The sequence below is a fragment of the Pantoea sp. YR525 genome (assembly GCF_900116775.1).
In the GTDB taxonomy this organism is placed as follows: Bacteria; Pseudomonadota; Gammaproteobacteria; order Enterobacterales; family Enterobacteriaceae; genus Pantoea; species Pantoea symbiotica.
Window position 1 is genome coordinate 356434 of record NZ_FPBU01000002.1, and the last position, 16697, is coordinate 373130.

Below are 16697 nucleotides of genomic sequence, written 5' to 3' on the forward strand. Positions count from 1 at the left end.
TTTTCAATTCCCGATGATTCTGAGTTTTCGGTCGCCATAAATGGCGACCCTACAAAGGCGTCGGATGCCCTTATTTTTCCCAGCTAAAGCGGCGTGCCAGTAGCATCAGCGCCTGTTCGAGCAGTAACCCGACCACGCCGATCACCACGATGGCGATGAGGATGTTTTCCACATTGAGGTTGTTCCACTCGTTCCAGATCCAGAAACCGATACCGAGCCCCCCGGTGAGCATTTCCGCGGCGACAATCACCAGCCACGCGATACCCATCGATAAACGCATGCCGGTTAACACTGCAGGCAGCACCGCCGGGAACAGAATGCGGCGCATCACTGTCCACTCACTGAGTCGCAGCACGCGCGCCACATTGAGGTAATCCTGCGGAATTCGCTGTACGCCTTCGGCGGTGTTGATCACCATCGGCCAGATGGAGCAGATGAAAATTGTCCAGCTTGATGCCGGCTCAGCGCGCTGGAACAGCAGCAGGCCAATCGGTAACCAGGCAAGCGGGCTGACCGGGCGCAGCAACGCGATGATCGGGTTGAGCATGTGCGCGATAAAGCTAAAACGACCAATCAGGAATCCGGCGGGAATGCCCACCAGCGCCGCCAGACCAAAGCCGATTGCCACCCGTTGCAGCGAGGCGATCACGTTCCAGCCGATGCCCTGATCGTTGGGGCCGTTGTTGTAAAACGGATCGGCAAACAGCGTGACGGCGGCTTGCCAGGTGGCGTACGGCGTGGGGAAGCCTTTGCTAGACATTGAGGCCAGTTGCCAGACAAACAGCAGCAAAATCAGGCCGCAACTGGCGGGGATTAGCCGCTGCAACAGAGGACGGAGCCAGCGTTGACCTCGACGCGGTGCGGGCGTCACCTTGAGCGCAATCACCTGCGCGGGTTGCGCGGCGATCGGCGCGGCGTTGAGCGTGCGTGCTTCAGATTTCATCATGACCTCACTTAACTGCGTTTAAGGGCAAAACTGTCGGCATAAGCGGCGGGATTGCTGCCGTCCCACACTTTGCCGTCGAACAGCGTGCTGCTGCGCATCTCGCCGGCTGGGACGCTGATGCCGCCCACCGCGCTGGCGGCCTGTTTGTAGATATCGATACGGTTAATCTGACGCGCCACTGCTGCGTAATCAGGCGCGGTTTGCACCATGCCCCAGCGCTTCATCTGCGTCAGGAACCACATGCCATCGGAAATCCACGGGAAGCTCACTTCACCTTCGCGGAAGAAGCGCATACCGTGCGCGTCCTGCCAGCGCTGACCGAGCCCGTTTTCGTACTGACCGAGCATGCGCCCCTCCAGCGTTTCCACTTTGGTGTTGATCCACGCGCGCCCGGCCAGCACCTGCGCGGTCTCTTTGCGGTTAGCGTCGGAGGCATCGATCCAGCGCGCGGCTTCCAGCACTGCGGCGGTCAGCGCACGGGCGGTATTCGGGTTCTCATGAACCCAGGAGGCGCGCGTGGCGAGAATTTTTTCCGGATGATCCGGCCAGATTTGCTGCGTGGTCGCGGCGGTAAAACCGATGTTGTCGCTGATGGCGCGCTGATTCCACGGCTCGCCCACGCAGAAGCCACTCATGTTGCCCATCTTCATGTTCATCACCATTTGCGGTGGCGGGACCACCACGGTGCGCACATCCTCAAACGGGTCGATTCCAGCGTTGGCCAGCCAGTAATAGAGCCACATGGCATGCGTACTGGTTGGGAAGGTATGTGCGAAGGTAAAGCTGCCTTTGGCTTGACTGGCGATTAATTTTTGTAGGCTGGCGGCATCGGTGACTTTCTGATCTTTAAGCTGATTCGCCAGGGTTATGGCCTGCCCGTTGTTGTTGAGCGTCATCAGGTTAGCCATCTCATGTTGAGGCCCGGCAATGCCCAACTGCAGACCATAAATCATGCCGTACAACGCGTGCGCTGCGTCCAACTCACCAGCGGTGAGTTTGTCGCGTACCGCCGCCCAGCTGGCTTCTTTACTCGGTTGCAACGTCAGGCCGTATTTTTTATCAAAGCCTTTTACTGACGCCATCACCACCGGCGCGCAGTCGGTGAGCGGAATAAAGCCGACGCGAATGTTGCTCTTTTCGGGCGCGTCGGAACCGGCAGCCCACACCGCATTGCGTAATCCCGGCAGTAAATAGCTGCCACCGACCACCGCGCTACCCAGGAGAAATTGACGTCGTGACAACGTGAACCGCGTTTTGCTCATCATGCGCATCCTGAAAAAAAAGAATAAAAAAAGGCGTCCTCCCGCATGTCGCAAAAACATGGGGCCGGACGCCTTTATCCAAAGCACTCGCTTCACCGCCGTTGGCGAAACAAATGCGCAATGTCTATAAGGTATTGCAAAGCCTGTGCCAAAAATATCAGGCCGTTTTATCAAGCCTGGCGCTATAAATCCGCTGAGGGTGCGTCATTTTTGCACTGCGCTGACGCACCCTACGCACAGGGTTTGTGCAGCTACCTCATTCGGGTTATGCCTTGAGCGTGGCGGCAACCGCCAGCACTGCCTGGGCAATTTCCAGCACCCGTTTGTTCTGGTTCATGGCGCTCTTACGCAGCGCCTGCCACGCATCCTGCTCGCTGAAACCGTGCTGTTGCATCAACCAGCTTTTAGCCTGATCGATAATTTTGCGTTCATCCAGTGAAGCGCGCATCGAGGCGAGTTCATCAGCCTGCGTCTGCAGACGCTGCGACTGCTCACGGATCAACGCCAGCACCGAACGCCCGAGTTGGGGCGCGAGGCCATTGCTGTCCAGCGTGGTTTCAGCGCCTGACAGCCAGCTGGCACCCGCGACATAGAGCGAAAAACTGGCCTCTTCTCCGATGGCAATCGGCGGATGTTCGCTGTGCTGGGCAGCCGCAATCGCACACTGACAGCGGTTCATCAGCGTGGCGCACAGCGTATCTTCAATCTGTTTCATCTGATCGAGACGCGAGCTAAGCAGACTAAACCACTGCAACACACCATTTTCACCGCACTGTGCGCCGGTGCAGGCGATGCGTCTTAGCCGCTCAATCTGGCTGCCGGCATCGGCTATCGCCTGCCAGCGTTGCAAATTTTCCGCATCAGAAAACTGGCTGAAGGTGGCAAAGCTTTGCTCCTGCGCAGCGATCAACACCTGAATGCGCTGCCGTTGCGTCTCGGTAAATTCACCGGCAGCGAATCCCGCCGAACCGGTGGCGCGCTCCTGTCCGGCCAGCTCTTTGCCTTGCATAAAGCTAAATAGCGCGATTAACGCACGCGAGATGTCCGGCTCACTGGCGGTATCCGCCGCTTCAAATACCAGATTGAGTAAGGTGCAGATGATGTGATTAAACGCATTCATCGCCTGCGCCTGCGTCATGGTGCGGCTGTGTACTTGCTGACGCAGCGCCGGTAGTCCGTCCAGCGCCTGAAGCGCAGTAGCGATCAACATGCAAAATCGGCTATAGCCGGGCTGCGCCTCTGCTTCTGGCAGCACCGCCATCGCACTCTGCTCACGCAATCCAACCTCGGCGGCGCGCTGTGCCAACTCTTCACCAAACAATCGACCAGCCGAGCACAGCCAGATATTGCTGGCTCCACGTTCACGCTGCAGCACATGGATCAATTCACTGATGGCGGTAATCTGTTCGCCGGTGCGCAACAGCCGTTGCAAACTGGCTATCTCGCTGGCGCGGCTGGCACGCAGATAGTTCAAAGCCCGATTCATTGCTTTCTCCAGCGGTTTAGCGGAGTAAACAGAGGATTAAGCAAAAGCCATGCCGTGCTGCGTTTAAAAATGGCAAAAATGTGCCCGGAAATTCCGAATTTAAGAAAATTGTTTCGCTGAGCAATCTTTTTTAATCTGAAAAAATAGATTAATCTTATTTACCATTTTTGATTGGCACTAGCAGCGACCAAATGCCGCTGCGCACCCGCGCATCGCTAACTGCAGCGAATAAATTAACGAAGCTTATCTATCACCGTGACTATGTGTTTTATATCATTGTCCTGCGCTGCTTTTTCGCCCGCTAGCATGGGATTTCTCATGGGGCAATGGTTTGAATTCTAAAAAGTCTTAGGTAGACTTAGTTCAGCACTATCTTTCTGTAATCTGTCTGTTTTTTTGATGGCTTTCTCGCTGCCTAATCTGCCTGCCTTAAAGGCTCGTGCCGCAGATTACTCTGCAGCTAATCTGATGAAATTTGAGGATCATGGTGAATAAGAGTCTCGTGCTTGTGTTGCTGGCGGTGTTAAGTCTGGCTGCGTGTAAAGCGCCACCGCCACCCGTTACTGATGACACGCTGGTAACCAGTGAAGTGAATGGCGTCCAACTGGTTCATCGTCATGCGGTGGCAGCACCTGGCGAATTCACGCCGGTCAATGAGAGTTATCGCGCGCTCTATGCGGCATCAGTGATGACCACGCCTGATTTTGGTGGCAAGGTCGTGCGCTATCTTGATAACGCCAAACCGTTTGAAGTGCTGGGACGTGTTGAACACAGCTGGCTGGCGGTGGCCGATGAGCCTAACGGCCAGTTAATTGGCTATATTCCGCCGAAAGCGGGCGTAGAGAGTAGCCGTTATGACGCGACCATTCGTAGCGATCGCCCGCGCCCTCGCCGCAACAGCAAACAGGTCTGTGTGGCCGTTGGGGGCGCCAGTAAAGCTTGTCGCACTAACGATACCGCGACCTGGATTTTAGACTGATAATGCAATCCGGCGCACAATGCCCGCAGCAGCTTTCGCCGTGCGGGCTGTGATTTTCGCCCTTGCCTGGATAACCAAGATTTAATGACTCAGGATTCCCTTGCTCGCGATGGCATTGTCGCGGGCAATGATAACCTTTTGCTTAATGCCGCAGCACCTATCCTGAATGCCGTGGTACGTATACGGCAGGCCGCTACGCATGACGATCCTGCTGGATTGCGCCAGTTACTGATCGAAGAGATACGCCAATTCGAACAACGCTGCAAACAAGCAGGTTTACCTTTTGAGATGATCATCGGCGCGCGCTACTGCCTGTGCAGCGTGCTGGACGAAGCGGCGGCGCAAACGCCGTGGGGCACGCGCGGCGTGTGGTCCGGTAACGGCATGCTGGTGACTTTTCATAATGAAAGCTGGGGCGGCGAGAAAGTGTTCCAGCTGTTGTCGCGCGTTTCACAGAGCCCGCAGCAGCATTTGTGGCTGCTGGAACTGATCCACTATTGCCTGTTGCTCGGCTATGAAGGTCGCTATCGCGGCAGTGACAGCGGTCGTGCACAGTGTGAAGCGATCCGCAAACGCCTGGCGCAATTGATAGCCGAGCATCGTCCGTCGAGCGCCAATCCGGCGGTGCCGCTGGTGGAAGTGCATCCTTTGGTCAGCACCCTGACGCGTCCAATGGTGCCACTCTGGGCCTGCGTTACCTTAGCCACGCTGGTGGCGAGCCTGATTTACAGCGGGCTCAACTGGCGACTCGGCAACGCCGCCGAACCGCTGTTGCGCACCATCTATCAAACCCCGCTGCCACAAATCACGCCAGGACGTCGCCCTACTTCCCCTCAAGCGCTGCTCGATCTGCATCAACGTCTGAATGATGTGATTGCGGCCGGACAGCTGGAAGTGAGCGACGGCGCGTTCGGCAGCAAAGTGATCATCCCCGCTGACAAACTGTTCTCCAGCGATGGCACGGTGGTGAATCAGGTGGGTCGTGCGCTGCTGGCGCATGTTGCCAGCGCGATGAAAACCGTGAAAGGCACGGTTTTGGTGTCGGTGTATACCGACAACAGCCCGGTCGATGGCCGTTTCGCCTCGAGCTACGAATTCTCCTTTGCCCGCGCACGCGCCATCACTCAGCTGCTTAATCCGCAGCTCGCCGAAGGTCACAGCGTGAAAGCAGAAGGTCGCGGCGACAGTAATCCGCTGCTGCCGAACGACAGCAATGAAAACCGCGCCCGCAATCGTCGGGTGGAAATCACCCTGTTTGTGACACCGGAAACCCTCGGCAATCATCAGGGAGGCCAATGATGCGCGCATCACTGCAACATCTGTTAACCCATCGCCTGCTGTGGAGCCTGATTGGCGTCACGGCGCTGAGCTGTGTGCTATGGATGCTCGGACCGCTGTGGAGCTGGGGCGATACGCGCCCGCTCGAGCCGGTATTGCCGCGCCAGTTAGCGGTCGGTCTGCTTTATCTACTCTGGCTGCTGTTCCAGTTTATCCCGGCATTGTGGCGCGGCTGGTTTAACAGCAAGCTGCTTAATCGTCTGCAGCAGATGAGCCAGGAAGAGTTATCCGATCGTCAGGCCACAGAAACCCTGCTGGCGCAGCGCTTCAGTGAAGCGGCGCTGCGTTTAAAGCGTACTCAGTTTGGTCGCCGCCATCACCAGAGCTGGCTGGCTCGTTTTCAAAGTCATTACCTTTATCAGCTGCCGTGGTACGTGATGATTGGCGCGCCGGGCGCCGGTAAAACCACCGCGTTACTCAATGCCGGTCTTGAATTCCCGCTGACCGACAGCCTCGGTAAAGCGGCGATTCGCGGCGTGGGCGGCACGCGCCATTGCGACTGGTGGTTTACTGACAGCGCAGTACTGATCGATACCGCTGGGCGTTACGCCCTGCAGGAGAGCCAGCGCGCGCGCGACGGCGCGGAGTGGCAGAGTTTTATTAACCTGCTGAAGCGCTATCGCACCCGCCAGCCGATTAACGGCGTGATCATGACCATCAGCGTCTCCGATCTGCTGACCGATTCAGCCGAAGCGCGTCATGCGCAGGCCAGCGCGCTGCGTGAGCGCATGGCGGAGCTGCATCAGCACACCGGCATTCACTTCCCGGTTTACGTGATGGTGACTAAAACCGACCTGCTCAAAGGGTTTATGAGTTTCTACGGCAGCCAAAGCAAGCCGCAGCGTGATGCAATTTGGGGCTTTACCTTCCCGTGGGAACCGGGCAAACCGCACAAAGATGACTGGCATCGTAGCTTCAGCCAGCAATATCAACACTTAGAGCAGCGTTTACAGCAGCAGTTGGCCGAGGTGATGGCGGGTGAACGCGATCTCACCCAGCGCGCCGACAGCTTCCTGTTCCCGCAAGAGTTCAGCTCGCTGCGTCCGCTGCTGAATGAGTATCTCGATGTGGTGTTCTCCAGCCATCAGGAGCCGATCGCCTGGTCGGCGCGCGGTCTGTTCTTCACCAGCGGCACGCAGGAAGGTTTGCCGTTTGACCGCATCATGGGCGAACTCAATCGTAAACTGCAGCTGCCGCACACCGGGGAAAGCAGCCTGGCCGCCTGGGATAGCGTTAATCGCAGCAGTCCCATTCCGGGCAACAAAGGGCAGAGTTTCTTTATCCGCGATTTGCTGAGCGATTTGGTGTTCCGCGAAAGTGGCCTGGCGGGTAGCAATCGCCATTGGGAATACCGCAACCGCCTGTTCCATTGGATCGGTTATGGCGTGCTGACCGGCGCGCTGCTGCTGCTCTCTTGTTTGTGGCTCACCAGCTATATTCAGAATCAGCGTTATCTCGACCAGGTTGCAGAGCGCATTGGCCCGATCACCACGCAAAGTCAGCAGGTGATCCATCAGCCCGCCGATAATATTTTTGATCTGCTACCCTTCTTAAATAACCTGGTGAAACTGCCGCTCTCCGAGCGTTTTTCCCTCGACAATCCACCGCTTACCATGCGCGTTGGGCTGTATCGCGGCAACCAGGTAAGCGATGCGGCGTGGGCGCTTTATCAAAATGCGCTTAAGTCTTTACTGTTGCCGCGCGTGGCACAGCAGATCACTAATTTGCTGCGTGACGATCCGGGCACCGATAACGAATACAGTCGCAATGCGCTGCGCGCTTATCAAATGCTGTATCAGCCACGCAATTATGACGGCGAGTTCCTGCGTGGCTGGCTGATGCAAAACCTGCAGCGTACGCTACCGGATGATGTTAGCGCGCGTGATTTGCAGCAGCTCGACTGGCATCTGAGCCAGCTGCTGGATCAACAAATTCAGTCTTCGCCCTATGCGCGTGACAACGCGTTGATGATGCGCAAGCTTGCGGAGAATCTGAAAAATGCCGGTGACAGCAGCAACACGCTGGCGATTGCGCCGCACGTCGTTTCGCAGCGATTGACCAGACACAGTGAGTAATGGTGAGGTAATCATGCCGACACACACTGCGCCGGGCTGGTACGGCAAGTTACCGGCTACCGGCGATTTTTTGCGCCAGCGTCTGAGCGAAAATACCGTGACGCCGTGGAGCCACTGGTTTCAACAGGGATTGACGCACTGGCATCAGCAACCGGATGCCAGTCCGGCACAGTTTTTACGTGCGCCGGTGTGGAATTTTGTGTTGCCGCTTTCGCCGCTGCGTCAGCAGGTGCAGATGGGCTGCCTGCTGCCCTCATGCGATCGCGTGGGCCGCAGCTGGCCGCTGCTGGCGCTGCGTAGCTTCCCGCTGAGCCGCTGGCACAGCGCGCAGCTGGCAATGTCCGGCGACTGGTTTCAGGAATTGGGCGCGCTGCTGCTGCACGCGGTGCGCGATCGGCTCAATCCCGATGCGCTGGAACAGCAAATGCAGCGCCTGTCGCCGCTGCTGGTGCCGGATACGCAGCGCAGCGACATCATGGATGTGATTGGTTTTGATGATTTGCCCTGCACGCTGAGCTGGCGTGAAGTGGCTGACAGGTTCGATCCGCAGCAGCACATGAGCTACTGGTGGAGTAATCGCAGTGACGGTTTTAGCCATGCCACGCATAAACACAGTGGCCCGCTGACTGCGCAACTTTTTTCATTATTGTTTAACCCGGCGTCTGGTGCACAGCCGGGCCGCAACGGCCTCTATCCACCGATGTTTGAATAGGCCGTCGCGTTTGCCTTGTTAACGGGATGACTCATGCAATTTACCATTGTGCAGTGCAATACGGATGTGCCCGCCAAGACGGTAGCCTTCAAACCGCCCGGCGGCACCATCGGCCGCAGTCAGGATAACGATCTGGTGCTGCCTGACGAATCGCGCGCCATATCGCGCTTGCAGGCGCTGGTGCACCTTTCGCCGGAGGGCGAATGCCGCCTGACCAATCAGGGCAGCGTCACGTCGGTGGTATTGAACGGCGTCGCGTTGCAACGCGGCTCGCAAGTGGCGTTGCAGGATGGCGACACGCTGCAAATTGGTGAGTACGGGCTCGAAGTGCGCGATCCCAACAACCTCAAAGCCCGCCAGGACGATCCGCTGGCGTTCTTTGCTGACAGCAGCGATGACCCGCTCGGCATGATGCAGGAGCCCGACGTGATTCCCGAGCCGGTTGCGCGTCAGGAACGTCGCAACGATCCGCGTCTCGCCATCGATCCGCAAAGCGATGCGCCGACGCTGCCAGCCACCTTGCCGGGCGTCTCTCAGGACAAACTGATTGCCGCGTTGCTGGAAGGCATGGGGCTGAACAACGGCCACCAAACCACCATCACCGAAGAGCAGATGCGTGTCACTGGCCGCATGCTGAGCCTGTTTTCGCAAGGCACCGTCGCCCTGCTCTCCTCGCGCTCGATTCTCAAGCGCGGCGTGAAAGCCGACATGACGATGATCCTCAACGAGGCGAATAACCCGTTCAAAATTCTGCCGTCCGGTAAAACCGTGTTGATGCAGATGTATCAGAGCCAAATGCCGGGCTTTATGCCGCCGGAACCGGCGGTGCGTGATGCGCTGGTGGATTTGCAGGCGCATCAGCTTGGGATGATTGCCGGCATCCGCGCAATTATCGCCGCCATGCTGCAATCATTTAACCCGCAGCGCTTAGAAGAAGAAGCGCGCAAAGATGGCGTGCTGCCAAAGCTTGGGTTTAGCACCGGACGTAAAGCGGCGCTGTGGGATTATTTCTCACGCCACTATCAGCGTACCGCCGGTGAAATTGAAGATGACTTCCACACGCTGTTCGGCGAAGCCTTCCTGCATGCCTATGATATGGAAGTGAATCAATACAAAGATTCTCAGACGCGGACCGAAGACGCATGAAGATGATGTTTGCCAGCCGCTGCCAGCAAGGCATGCGCGACGAAAATCAGGATCGTACTGGCGCTGAGCTGGACGATCATAAAGCCTGTTTTCTGGTGTGCGACGGCGTGGCCGGTTTGCCCGGCGGAGATATCGCTGCGCAGCTGGTGCGCGACACGCTGCTGACGCAGTTGCAACACAGCGAAACCTTCACGCCGGAAAGCACGCGCGCTGCCATCGAACACTGCCAGCAGGTGCTGATTGAGGCACAGGGAAACAATCCGAATTTTTCCCGGATGAGCACCACGCTCGCCGCGCTGTTTATTGACCGTGAAAAACAGCTCGCATGGTGGGCGCACGCTGGCGACAGCCGGGTTTATCACTTCCGTCACGGGGTGCTGAATCAGGTCACGCGTGATCACAGTTTGGCCCAGCAGTTACGCGAGGCGGGCTATGAAAATACCGGCATTAACAGTAATTTACTCTATAATGCGCTCGGTGTTGAGCCTGCCCGTCCGGCCACCTTTAGCGAGGTGATTACGCTGGCCGACGGCGACGCGTTTTTAGTTTGCAGCGATGGATTCTGGCTCAATCTCACCACCCACGAAATGGAACTGGCCCTGCGCATGGTGAATGCCTGCGAAGAGTGGCTGACTTTGATGGAACAAGCCGTTAACCGCAGTGTTAAAAGCGACAATCTCAGCGCTCTGGCCGTCTGGATTGGCGAACCGCAGGAAGCGACGCTGCTTTATTCCCAGGCTGATGCGGCACGTTTTCTGCCGTCACGTTATTGATCCAAGGATTCTTATGAAAGTGTGGTTGACGGGCTTCGCAACCCTGTTGCTGGCCGGAAATGCGCAGGCAGAAGATTATCGTGTGGTCTATTCACCGAGCCTGTCATTGGAAGTCTACATCGATGACGTGGCGAGCAAAGCACCCAACGATTGGTGCAAAGAGACGCTGCCGCTGCGCATTGTTTCGGGCAAAAGCACCGATTCCAGCGTCCTGACCAGCTTCCTGCCGCGCGTCGGTACGCTGCTGGCTAATCAGTGCGGCTTGCTGGATGAACTGCCGTGGCAGATGACTAATAAAGAGGGCAGCGTGCTGGCAAACGGTAGCGCGGCCAAATTACAGAACTGGCGTCCCATCGTCATCAACGATGCTACGGCCAGCGCAACCGCCAATAATGCCGCGCCGCTCGATCTCTCGCGTCCGGCGGATAGCACACCGCTTCAGCATTTTGCCTTGCCGGGCGGCTGTCATTTCCGCACCTGGTGGGATGACAAAGGCGAATCGCTGTTTATCCCGGATAACCCGAATCAGCACTGCTCCACCGAAGGCTGGCTGGAAGGCCCGAGCGAAATGACGCTGATGAGCAACGGTAAAACGCGCAATGTGGCGCTGAATTTCTATCAGGGCTACCCGATTGCAGATTTGAAACTAAGCGGTCCGCCGCTGGAAGTGGTCTCGGTGAATAACCAGCGCATGATCGTTACGCGTCCGGATGCCGATGATAGCTGGTTAGTGCTGCCGTTTGATGCACAACAGCATGTGTGGCGCTTCAGCGGCACACTTCTGGTGAAGATGGACAAAACCGCCGATCAGGACAGCGATGTGCTGAAAAAGCGGGTTGAGACGTTACGCGGCGTTTGGTCGCCGCAATTTATGCCACAGCAAAAAGTGACTGTGTTACTGATTGACACCCTGCATGCGGATCTCGCCGATCCGGCGATTGGTGCCTGGCGTAACATTAATTAATTAGCAGTCGTTGCCCGCCGTCATCGTGATGACGGGGCGCTACAGGACGTGTTCAGAGAGTTCACTATGTCGGCAAACGAAAACCATACACCTAACGCCCTGCCTGCGGGCTACCGGTTTAATGAATTTGAAATCAAGGAAGTGATTGGCGGCGGCGGCTTCGGCATTGTTTATCGTGCCTGGGATCATCAGCTGGAACGCACTATCGCTATCAAAGAGTACATGCCCGTCTCGCTGGCGGTGCGTGCGGCGGATATGTCGCTGGAACTGCGCGGTGAGCGTTTCCATAAGCTGTTCACCGCCGGTCGCAATAGCTTTATTCAGGAGGCGCGCCTGCTGGCACGCTTTAATCATCCCGGCTTGCTGCACGTGTTGCGCTTCTGGGAAGAGAACGGCACCGCGTACATGGGCACGCTCTATTACAGCGGCATGACGCTGAAAGAGTGGCAGATCACCAGTCCGGACAGCATTGATGAGAGCTGGATCCGTCGCCTGCTGCCGCCGCTGTTTGGCGCCATCGATACCATTCACGCTGCCGGTTATCTGCATCGCGACATCTCGCTGGATAACATCCAGATTCAGGAAAATCAGCTGCCGGTGCTGCTCGATTTTGGCTCGGCGCGCAAAGAGATCGGTAACCTCTCTGATGAAACCGAGATCATGCTTAAACCCGGCTTTGCGCCGATTGAGCAATACAGCGAAGAAGGCGAAATCGAGCAAGGTCCGTGGACCGATATCTATGCGCTGGGCGCAGTGCTGCATAACCTGATCACCGGCCATGCGCCACCGGTGAGCGTGGTGCGCTGCATTGAAGATAACTATCAGCCGCTGGTGGAACGCAAGCCGGAAGGCTATTCGCTGCCGCTGCTGCACGCCATCGACTGCGCGTTAGCGATGAAGCCAGAAGATCGTCCGCAGAGCATTGATGCCTTTGCTAACTTGATCGATCTGCCGGTGAGCGATGTCGAAGCGCTCTCTACCAACATTCCGGTGGTGGCCGAACCGGTCGTACCGGCGGAGCCGATTGTGGCAACGCCGGAACCGCAGGTGTTGGCGGTCAATCATGCCGCAGCCGCCGTTGAACCTTTGACGCCGCGCAACGTGCGTCGTCTGTCACCCGGTTTAGTGGTGGCCGCCGCGATTGCCGTTCTGGCGGTTGTGGTAGTGGTTTGGAAAGCGAATCGTCACAGCGAAGTACCGCCGGTGGCCGCGAGCACCACGCCAGCAGCGCCTGCTGCACCCGCCAATAATGTGGCGAGCACTGCGCCAACGGTAGCGACAGTTTATCTGCGTTTGCAGGCGGGTGAGAATGTGATGCTGAATGGCGAAGCCCGGGATGTGAAGCCCTCGAGCAGCGGGTTTGCTTCATTGAATCTGGCAGCGGGGAACTATCGCATTGAAGTGCGTAACGGCAACCAGGTGCAGAGCCAATCGTTGACCATCGATAAGCCGGGAACCTGGCTGATTAATCCAGCGCAGTAATGCGCGTTAGCGCGCTGCTGAATGATTCTGCAGCGCTCTGACTTCTGCCGCCAGGCGCGTCAACGCCGCTTCCTGCATCCCACGTTTGCCCAGCTCCTGTTCCAGCGCATAGAGATACTGTGCGTTGGTGCCGAGCGGCCCGCTGGCCTGGGCAATTAATGGCGCAATGGTGCTGCGGCATGAGTCGGTTTCATACAGCGGATGACGCGGATCCATAATGAACACCAGCGCGGTGACGTTGCGTCCATCCTCCAGCTCCAGCTCACACCAGGTTGGCAGATAGCAGCCGGTGATCATTTCACGCTTCCACAGCAGCTCCAGCTCATCATGCAGTCGCGATTCCGGTAAACGGAACGCCAGTCCACTGGTGGATCCGCCCTCTTTCAGTGCCAGCATGCGGCCAGGCGCGGTGACGGTGCCGCGACCGGCAATCAGACGCAGACAAAATGCACGGTGCCAGCCCTCTAATCGGCCAGGCGCCACTTCTGCCGCTTCAAAAATCGGGTTCCACATCAGCGAGCCGTAGCCAAAAATCCACACCGGGCTTTGATCAGGACGACAGGCAAGCGTCGCTGACAGCGATGCCGCACGCTTTTCACAGCTCCAGAACAGCGCTTCATCAATATCGCCAAACGATGTTTTACAATCTGCTTTTAATAAAAATTCCCGCGTTAACACTGTGGTCTCCTCTACTGCGCTGACATCTTGCCGGTGTGGTTCCTTAAAACTGATGTCTACAGGCGACGCTGAACACTTCGCCTTAAGAGAAGACATTAATTCATTTTTAACAAAACATTCAAGATTGACCCCGATCACAAAAGGGAAATTCTATGTAAATAGCATCGGCTGCCTGGCGAGTAACTTGAATGGCGAAGGGAAAAATGCGAAGCGGGCCGCACCGGCCCGCAAGACAAGCTAGTTTTTAGGGTGCCACTTGTCATCGTCACCTTTTGAGTACTCATGCTTGACTGCTGCCCAGGCGACTTTGTGGGCCACCTCTTCGCGCGACTCCTCGCCACGCCGGTCGTCGGGATCTTTGTATTGGTCCCAGGCGCTGTTAAAGGCCTCTTGATAGATGGTTTGCGCTTGAGCTGGCAGGACATGACGCACGCTGTCTGGCAGCTCTTTGTTTGATGAATAAGGCATATTTCCTCCTGTTTCATACCCAGGGTTTAAGTCTGGATCATCTGAGTCAAAACGCAAACTGGTACTTTCACTGGCAGATGGCGTAAAACAGGTTTAAACCTTCATAAACTTGGCACTATGCGTCGATTAACCAGACCAATCTCATCTTTAATTGGGTGAGTGACTCATGCAACATAATGAATACAGGCGTTAATCCAGCGATAACACACTCTTTTGCCGTGTTATGCATAACAAACGCTTTTGGTAAAATCGCGTAAAGGCACAGCAGCACAGCTGATGAAAAGTTACACTGCGTTACGTCAGAAAACTCATTATATTAATCAGGCAATGATTGCCTGCTTTGTACTTTTTCCGGAGAGGATGGTAAATGCCTGGACATGAGAAAACCCGCCATACCGAGTACTCACTGATTTTCCCCGTTGCTGCGCTGGCGGTGCTGAGCTTCTTCGGTAACCAGACAGCGCTTCTGCCGGTTATCGGCATCAACCTGCTGGCATTAGTTGCCATTCTGTTTAGCGCGTTCAGCGTGGTGCGTCACGCCGACGTTCTGGCACACCGTTTAGGCGAACCTTATGGCTCGCTGATTTTAAGTCTCTCCGTTGTCATTCTCGAAGTGAGTCTGATTTCGGCGCTGATGGCCACCGGCGATGCCGCGCCCGCGCTGATGCGCGACACGCTCTACTCAATCATCATGATTGTGACCGCCGGTTTGGTCGGCTTCGCCCTGCTGCTGGGCGGACGCAAGTTTGCCACGCAGTACGTTAACCTGGCGGGCGTTAAGCAGTATATGATCGCCATTTTCCCGCTGGCGATTCTGGTACTGGTGTTTCCCAACGCGTTACCCGGCGGCAACTTCACTACCACTCAGGCGCTAATTATCGCGGCGATTTCCGCAGCGATGTACGGCGTGTTCCTGCTGATTCAGACTAAAACGCACCAAAGCCTGTTCGTTTATGAGCATGAAGATGATGGCGACGATCCGCATCACGGTAAGCCTTCTGCGCACAGTTCACTGTGGCACACCGTATGGCTGATCGTGCATCTGATTGCGGTTATCGCCGTAACCAAGATGAACGCCAATCCGCTGGAGAGCCTGCTGACAGAGCTGAATGCCCCAGCACAGTTCACCGGCTTCCTGGTGGCGCTGTTGATCCTGTCACCGGAAGGATTGGGTGCGATTAGAGCGGTGCTGATGAATCAGGTGCAGCGCGCAATGAATCTGTTCTTCGGTTCGGTGCTGGCGACCATTTCGTTGACGGTGCCTGCAGTTACTATCATCGCTACCCTGACCGACCAGCAATTGGTGTTCGGCCTTGAGCCACCGCAGATGGTGATCATGAGCGCCGTGCTGATCCTGTGCCACATCTCGTTCTCAACGGGCCGCACCAACGTGTTGAACGGTGCCGCGCATCTGGCGCTGTTTGCCGGTTATTTGTTGACGATTATGCTGTGAGTGACAGGTCGCTATTTATGGCGACCAGCCAATAAAAAAGGCGCCATCGGCGCCTTTTTCACATCTGAAAACAATCAGTTGCTGGTGTCCAGCTCTGGGAAGCTCTTCACCAGATCGTCGATCGCTTTCATCTGCACCAGGAATGGCTCCAGCTTATCCAGCGGCAGTGCGGATGGACCGTCGCATTTAGCGCTGTTTGGCTCTGGGTGTGCTTCGATGAACAGACCAGCAATGCCAACCGCCATACCAGCGCGCGCCAGCTCAGCCACCTGCGCACGACGGCCGCCAGACGCAGCGCCGAACGGATCGCGCGTTTGCAGCGCGTGGGTAACGTCGAAGATCACTGGGCTATTTTGCGTGACGTTCTTCATCACGTTGAAGCCGAGCATATCGACAACCAGGTTGTCATAGCCGAAGTTGCTGCCGCGATCGCACAGGATAACCTGATCGTTACCGCCTTCGACGAATTTGTCATAGATGTTACCCATCTGGCCTGGGCTCACAAACTGTGGCTTCTTCACATTGATGACTGCGCCGGTTTTCGCCATCGCTTCCACCAGATCGGTCTGACGGGCGAGAAATGCCGGCAGCTGAATCACATCAACCACGTCAGCCACCGGCTGCGCCTGCGATGCTTCGTGCACGTCGGTGATGATTTTCACACCGAAAGCCTGCTTCAGCTCCTGGAAAATCTTCATGCCCTCTTCCAGGCCTGGACCACGATAGGATTTGATCGAAGAGCGGTTCGCTTTGTCAAAAGAGGCTTTGAATACGTAAGGGATGCCGAGTTTGTCGGTGACCTTAACGTAGTGTTCGCAGATGCGCATGGCGAGATCGCGCGATTCCAGCACGTTCATGCCGCCGAAGAGAACGAATGGCAGATCGTTTGCGACCTTGATATCGCCGATTTTCACTACTTTCTGTGTCATGCCCTT

The 16697-nt window shown here is 56.5% G+C and carries 15 protein-coding genes; 9 read left to right on the plus strand and 6 right to left on the minus strand.

Going from position 1 to position 16697, the window contains the following annotated elements; all coding sequences use genetic code 11:
• Nucleotides 1-70: 70 nt before the first annotated feature.
• The 3 genes from ntrB to BM323_RS05155 all read right to left on the minus strand — a co-directional run bounded on the left by ntrB (nt 71) and on the right by BM323_RS05155 (nt 3694).
• A complete protein-coding gene (gene ntrB, locus BM323_RS05145) occupies nt 71-943 on the minus strand; it encodes a nitrate ABC transporter permease (RefSeq protein WP_091003284.1) in 873 nt (290 codons plus the stop codon).
• Nucleotides 944-954: 11 nt separating this feature from the next.
• The gene (locus BM323_RS05150; RefSeq protein WP_036649254.1) at nt 955-2208 is read right to left on the minus strand and encodes a CmpA/NrtA family ABC transporter substrate-binding protein; all 1254 of its coding nucleotides are present in this window, start codon (nt 2206-2208) and stop codon (nt 955-957) included.
• Between the two features lie 265 nt (nt 2209-2473).
• Nucleotides 2474-3694: a nitrate regulatory protein gene (locus tag BM323_RS05155; protein WP_008107702.1), complete on the minus strand. Its 1221-nt coding sequence runs from the start codon at nt 3692-3694 to the stop codon at nt 2474-2476.
• A gap of 484 nt (nt 3695-4178) precedes the next feature.
• Here BM323_RS05155 and BM323_RS05160 point away from each other — a divergent pair, with 484 nt between their 5' ends.
• The 8 genes from BM323_RS05160 (at nt 4179) to BM323_RS05195 (ending at nt 13163) form a co-directional block, all read left to right on the plus strand.
• Nucleotides 4179-4673, plus strand: coding sequence for an SH3 domain-containing protein (locus BM323_RS05160; RefSeq protein WP_154156458.1), 495 nt, complete (start codon nt 4179-4181; stop codon nt 4671-4673).
• 84 nt (nt 4674-4757) lie between these two features.
• A complete protein-coding gene (gene icmH / locus BM323_RS05165; protein WP_036649251.1) occupies nt 4758-5972 on the plus strand; it encodes a type IVB secretion system protein IcmH/DotU in 1215 nt (404 codons plus the stop codon).
• The gene (gene tssM / locus BM323_RS05170) at nt 5972-8086 is read left to right on the plus strand and encodes a type VI secretion system membrane subunit TssM (RefSeq protein WP_008107695.1); all 2115 of its coding nucleotides are present in this window, start codon (nt 5972-5974) and stop codon (nt 8084-8086) included. The genes icmH and tssM overlap by 1 nt, the downstream gene beginning before the upstream one ends.
• 13 nt (nt 8087-8099) lie before the next feature.
• The gene (tagF, locus tag BM323_RS05175; protein WP_008107694.1) at nt 8100-8798 is read left to right on the plus strand and encodes a type VI secretion system-associated protein TagF; all 699 of its coding nucleotides are present in this window, start codon (nt 8100-8102) and stop codon (nt 8796-8798) included.
• A 33-nt stretch (nt 8799-8831) separates the two neighbouring features.
• Entirely contained in the window at nt 8832-9944 is a 1113-nt protein-coding gene (gene tagH, locus BM323_RS05180; protein WP_008107693.1) for a type VI secretion system-associated FHA domain protein TagH, read from the plus strand.
• Nucleotides 9941-10717, plus strand: a complete 777-nt coding sequence (locus BM323_RS05185) for a PP2C family protein-serine/threonine phosphatase (protein ID WP_008107692.1) — start codon at nt 9941-9943, stop codon at nt 10715-10717. The genes tagH and BM323_RS05185 overlap by 4 nt, the downstream gene beginning before the upstream one ends.
• Nucleotides 10718-10730: 13 nt before the next feature.
• Nucleotides 10731-11681 (plus strand): hypothetical protein, encoded by a 951-nt coding sequence (locus BM323_RS05190; protein WP_008107691.1) that lies wholly within the window; start codon nt 10731-10733, stop codon nt 11679-11681.
• 66 nt (nt 11682-11747) lie between these two features.
• Complete coding sequence (locus tag BM323_RS05195) at nt 11748-13163, plus strand: serine/threonine protein kinase (RefSeq protein ID WP_008107690.1); 1416 nt, start codon at nt 11748-11750, stop codon at nt 13161-13163.
• Between the two features lie 6 nt (nt 13164-13169).
• Here BM323_RS05195 and BM323_RS05200 read toward each other — a convergent pair whose 3' ends face one another.
• Both BM323_RS05200 and chaB read right to left on the minus strand, forming a co-directional pair.
• Nucleotides 13170-13841, minus strand: coding sequence for a gamma-glutamylcyclotransferase (locus BM323_RS05200; protein ID WP_008107689.1), 672 nt, complete (start codon nt 13839-13841; stop codon nt 13170-13172).
• Between the two features lie 237 nt (nt 13842-14078).
• Nucleotides 14079-14309, minus strand: coding sequence for a putative cation transport regulator ChaB (chaB, locus tag BM323_RS05205; protein ID WP_008107682.1), 231 nt, complete (start codon nt 14307-14309; stop codon nt 14079-14081).
• Nucleotides 14310-14676: 367 nt separating this feature from the next.
• Here chaB and chaA point away from each other — a divergent pair, with 367 nt between their 5' ends.
• Nucleotides 14677-15762, plus strand: a complete 1086-nt coding sequence (gene chaA, locus BM323_RS05210; protein WP_008107674.1) for a sodium-potassium/proton antiporter ChaA — start codon at nt 14677-14679, stop codon at nt 15760-15762.
• 74 nt (nt 15763-15836) lie between these two features.
• Here the strand turns inward: chaA and kdsA are convergent, their stop codons facing one another.
• Nucleotides 15837-16691 carry a 3-deoxy-8-phosphooctulonate synthase gene (gene kdsA / locus BM323_RS05215; RefSeq protein ID WP_008107666.1) on the minus strand — a complete coding sequence of 285 codons (855 nt, stop codon included), beginning with the start codon at nt 16689-16691 and terminating at the stop codon, nt 15837-15839.
• Nucleotides 16692-16697 lie beyond the last annotated feature (6 nt).